General features: G+C 72.3%; 4 protein-coding genes. 2 read left to right on the forward strand and 2 right to left on the reverse strand.

Annotated elements, in window-relative coordinates; translation table 11 throughout:
- The first annotated feature begins 229 nt into the window (after window positions 1–229).
- Window positions 230–1,207, forward strand: coding sequence for a Bug family tripartite tricarboxylate transporter substrate binding protein (locus AC1MIR_RS26770; protein WP_480031223.1), 978 nt, complete (start codon window positions 230–232; stop codon window positions 1,205–1,207).
- 11 nt (window positions 1,208–1,218) lie between these two features.
- Here the strand turns inward: AC1MIR_RS26770 and AC1MIR_RS26775 are convergent, their stop codons facing one another.
- Complete coding sequence (locus tag AC1MIR_RS26775; protein ID WP_480031224.1) at window positions 1,219–2,103, reverse strand: polysaccharide deacetylase family protein; 885 nt, start codon at window positions 2,101–2,103, stop codon at window positions 1,219–1,221.
- A gap of 97 nt (window positions 2,104–2,200) precedes the next feature.
- Window positions 2,201–2,461: a hypothetical protein gene (locus AC1MIR_RS26780; RefSeq protein ID WP_480031225.1), complete on the reverse strand. Its 261-nt coding sequence runs from the start codon at window positions 2,459–2,461 to the stop codon at window positions 2,201–2,203.
- A 207-nt stretch (window positions 2,462–2,668) separates the two neighbouring features.
- On the opposite strand from AC1MIR_RS26780, the gene AC1MIR_RS26785 reads away from it, so the two are divergent.
- A partial coding sequence (locus tag AC1MIR_RS26785; RefSeq protein ID WP_480031226.1) for a hypothetical protein occupies window positions 2,669–2,909 on the forward strand: 241 nt, incomplete at its 3' end.

Here is a 2,909-nt window from a genome sequence, read left to right on the forward strand (position 1 = left end):
CGCCCCCGGGGGGGGGGGGGGGGGGGGGGGGGGGGGGGGGGGGGGGGGCGGGGGGCGGCGCGGGGGGGGGGCGGGGCGGGCGCGCGCCGGCGGCGCTGCGACGGTGACGCTGCGACGGTGACGCTGCGACGGTGACGCCGGCGGGCGCGGTCTCGCGCGGCCAGATATGGCTTGCAGGGCATGCCCGGCTGTGGGTTCAGTAGGCGACCCGGGATCGGAGAAGCCGCGCATGACCAGTCGTCGCCGTCTGCTTGCACTGGTCTCGGCGGTGCTGCCATCCGCCCCTGCGCTGGCGCAGGGCACGGGCGCCTGGCCCAACCGCTCCATCCGCCTGGTCGTGCCCTATCCGCCCGGCGGCGGCAGCGACATCGCCGGGCGCCTGCAGGCCGAGGTGCTGCAGGCCGGGCTCGGCGTGCCCGTGGTGGTGGACAATCGCGCCGGCGCCGGCGGCACGATTGGCACGGCATTCGTCGCGCAGTCCGCGCCGGACGGCTACACGATCATGATGGCGAGCCCCTCGTCCCACATCGGCGCGCCGCTGATGTTCAAGACGCCGGGATACGAAGGCGTGGACGACTTCACGGCGATCGCGACCTTCGCCAGGGGCACCGCGATGGTCTGCGTGCATCCGAGCGTGCCGGCCCACACCATCCAGGAACTCATCGCCTATGCGAAGGCCAATCCCGGCAAGCTGAACTACGGCTCGGCCGGGGCGGGCGGCGCCAACCACATGCTCGGCGTGCTGTTCATGCAGCGCACGGGCGTGGAGCTGACGCATGTGCCCTATCGCGGCGCGGCGCCGGCGCTGGCCGATCTGCTGGCGGGCAACATCCAGCTCGTCTTCGACAACTATGTCGGCGTCATCGAGGTGGTGCGCGCCGGACGGCTGCGCGCGCTGGCGGTGACCAGCGCGGAGCGCTGGCCGCTGGCGCCCGAATACCCGACCGTGCAGGAGCAGGGGGTGCCGAACTTCGACCTGCCGAGCTTCTCTTCCGTGATGGGTCCGAAGGGCATCCCGGAGCCGATCGTCATGCGGATGAACGGCATCATCAACGACGGCCTCAAGTCGGCGCAGCTGCGATCGAAGCTGGAGGCGCAGGGGCTTGCGCCGTTCCCGTCCTCGCCGGCGGAGTTCGCGGCGCTGATGCGCCAGCAGCGCGAGGTGTGGCGCGACCTGATCCGCTCGACCGGATTGCAGCCGGAATAGCGCCTCGGCGCTCAGGCGCCGGCCCACGCGTCGTAGGCAGCCTTCGCCGCCAGCGGGCTTGCGATCGCGCCCTGCCGCGTCCGCGCGTGGTCGATCAGGCGCTTGAACTGCTCGAGCCAGCGCGGTTCCGCGATCGAGGTGTTGTGGAAGAGATAGTGCACGAAATGCGGCCGCGCCGCGCTCTCGGCGCGCGCGCGGATGGCCTCGTAGACGCGCACCAGGTTCTCCAGGTCCGATTTCTCGTTGTAGAGCGTGTTGATGTCGTCGGCGCCGAGGCCGTCATTCCCGAGCGGGATCTCGAACACGCGCGAGCGCGTGCCGCGGCCTTCGGGCCAGGTCGGGTCCTCCAGGCTCAGATAGCCGCCATGATCGGGCGCGCCGACCCAGTCCGCATCGCAGAGCGGCTCCGCATAGCCGGGCGCGCTCGACAGGTCCGCATGCAGCCCGGCCTCGTCGAGGATGCCGGTCATCCAGCCGGGGAAGGAGAAGTGCCCGCCCTTGTAGGCGGTCGGCGTGATCCCGGCGGACATCAGCTCGGCGATGCGCAGCCGGATCATCTCGCGCATGTAGTCGGGGGCCAGGTGGCCGGTGCCCTTCGCCCGGATCTCCTCATGCGGATGGATGGCGATGTCGGCGCCCTGCGCGACGGCACGGCGATACTCGGCCAGGAAAGGCGGCCGATAGAACGCATCGCGGTTGTAGTTCCCGGTATGGACGGCCAGCACGTACTGCCCGTCGAGGAAGGCGCCGAGCTCCTCGACCACCCGCGCCAGTTCCTCCGCGCAGCGTGCGACGGGGGGCGGTTCGGCGACATGGCCGCGATGCGCGCGCATCGGCGCGAAGTTGGCCCAGCACACATCGAGCGAGGGGACGAGGTACACATAGGGATCGGCCATGCCGCGCCGCCTTGCCGCCTGTGGCGGGAAACTGTGGGGCAGGGGGCTGACCCCGGCAAGCCGTGGCGGGCGGAGGCGGCGATCCGGCGCGAAGCCGTCAGGCGCGGTGGCGGCCGAAACTGCCGCCCGGCCGCATCGGCATCTCCGGGCGTGGTCCCATCACCGCGTCGATCATCGCCTTGGCCTGGGCGAGCATGGCCGCGAGGGTCGCGCCGCCCTCGGGCGGGTTCAGCGCATGCGGCGAGCCGCGCCCGCCGGGGGGATGGATGATCACCTCGCAACGGTCGCGGCCGCTGTCCCGCAACTCGATCTGGTGGCCCCGGTAGGAGCGGAAGGAAACAGCTGTCAGGCGGCCCACATTGCACCTCGTGAGGGATGGACGGCCTCCCCACCGTCGCGCTCCAGGCTAGGCCGGCTCATGCTGCGCTGCAACACAACAATCGCGCGGCGGTCGCCCCGGCCGGCTTGGGTCTCGCGGAAACGTCATCGCGGCCGGCCTCGCAGGCATGGCCATTCATGCTGCATCGCACCATAAGCAGGCGAACAACCATGAGGGCACATGGGCATGAGCAGCAACCCCTTCCTGAGCCAGTGGCTCAGCGCCGCGCATACCGCGGCAGGCACCTGGCGCGGCTTCTGGACCGCCGAATTCGCCCGCCAGCAGGCCGTGCTGGCCGGCGAATGGCAGCGCCAGGCGCTGCGGTTCTGGACGCAGGCGATGACGGGCGCCGCGGCCGCCGCGCCCCGCCGGGCCCCGGCCCCCGCGCCGCGCGCGCCCGCGGTGCCGGGGGCGCCCCCCGGGGCGG

The sequence above is a fragment of the Falsiroseomonas sp. RANM36 genome (genome assembly GCF_056682175.1).

Excerpts from the sequence above, each read along its gene's own strand:
- AC1MIR_RS26770 (WP_480031223.1), top strand. The coding sequence starts at position 230 with ATGACCAGTCGTCGCCGTCTGCTTGCACTGGTCTCGGCGGTGCTGCCA.
- AC1MIR_RS26775 (WP_480031224.1), bottom strand. The coding sequence starts at position 2,103 with ATGGCCGATCCCTATGTGTACCTCGTCCCCTCGCTCGATGTGTGCTGG.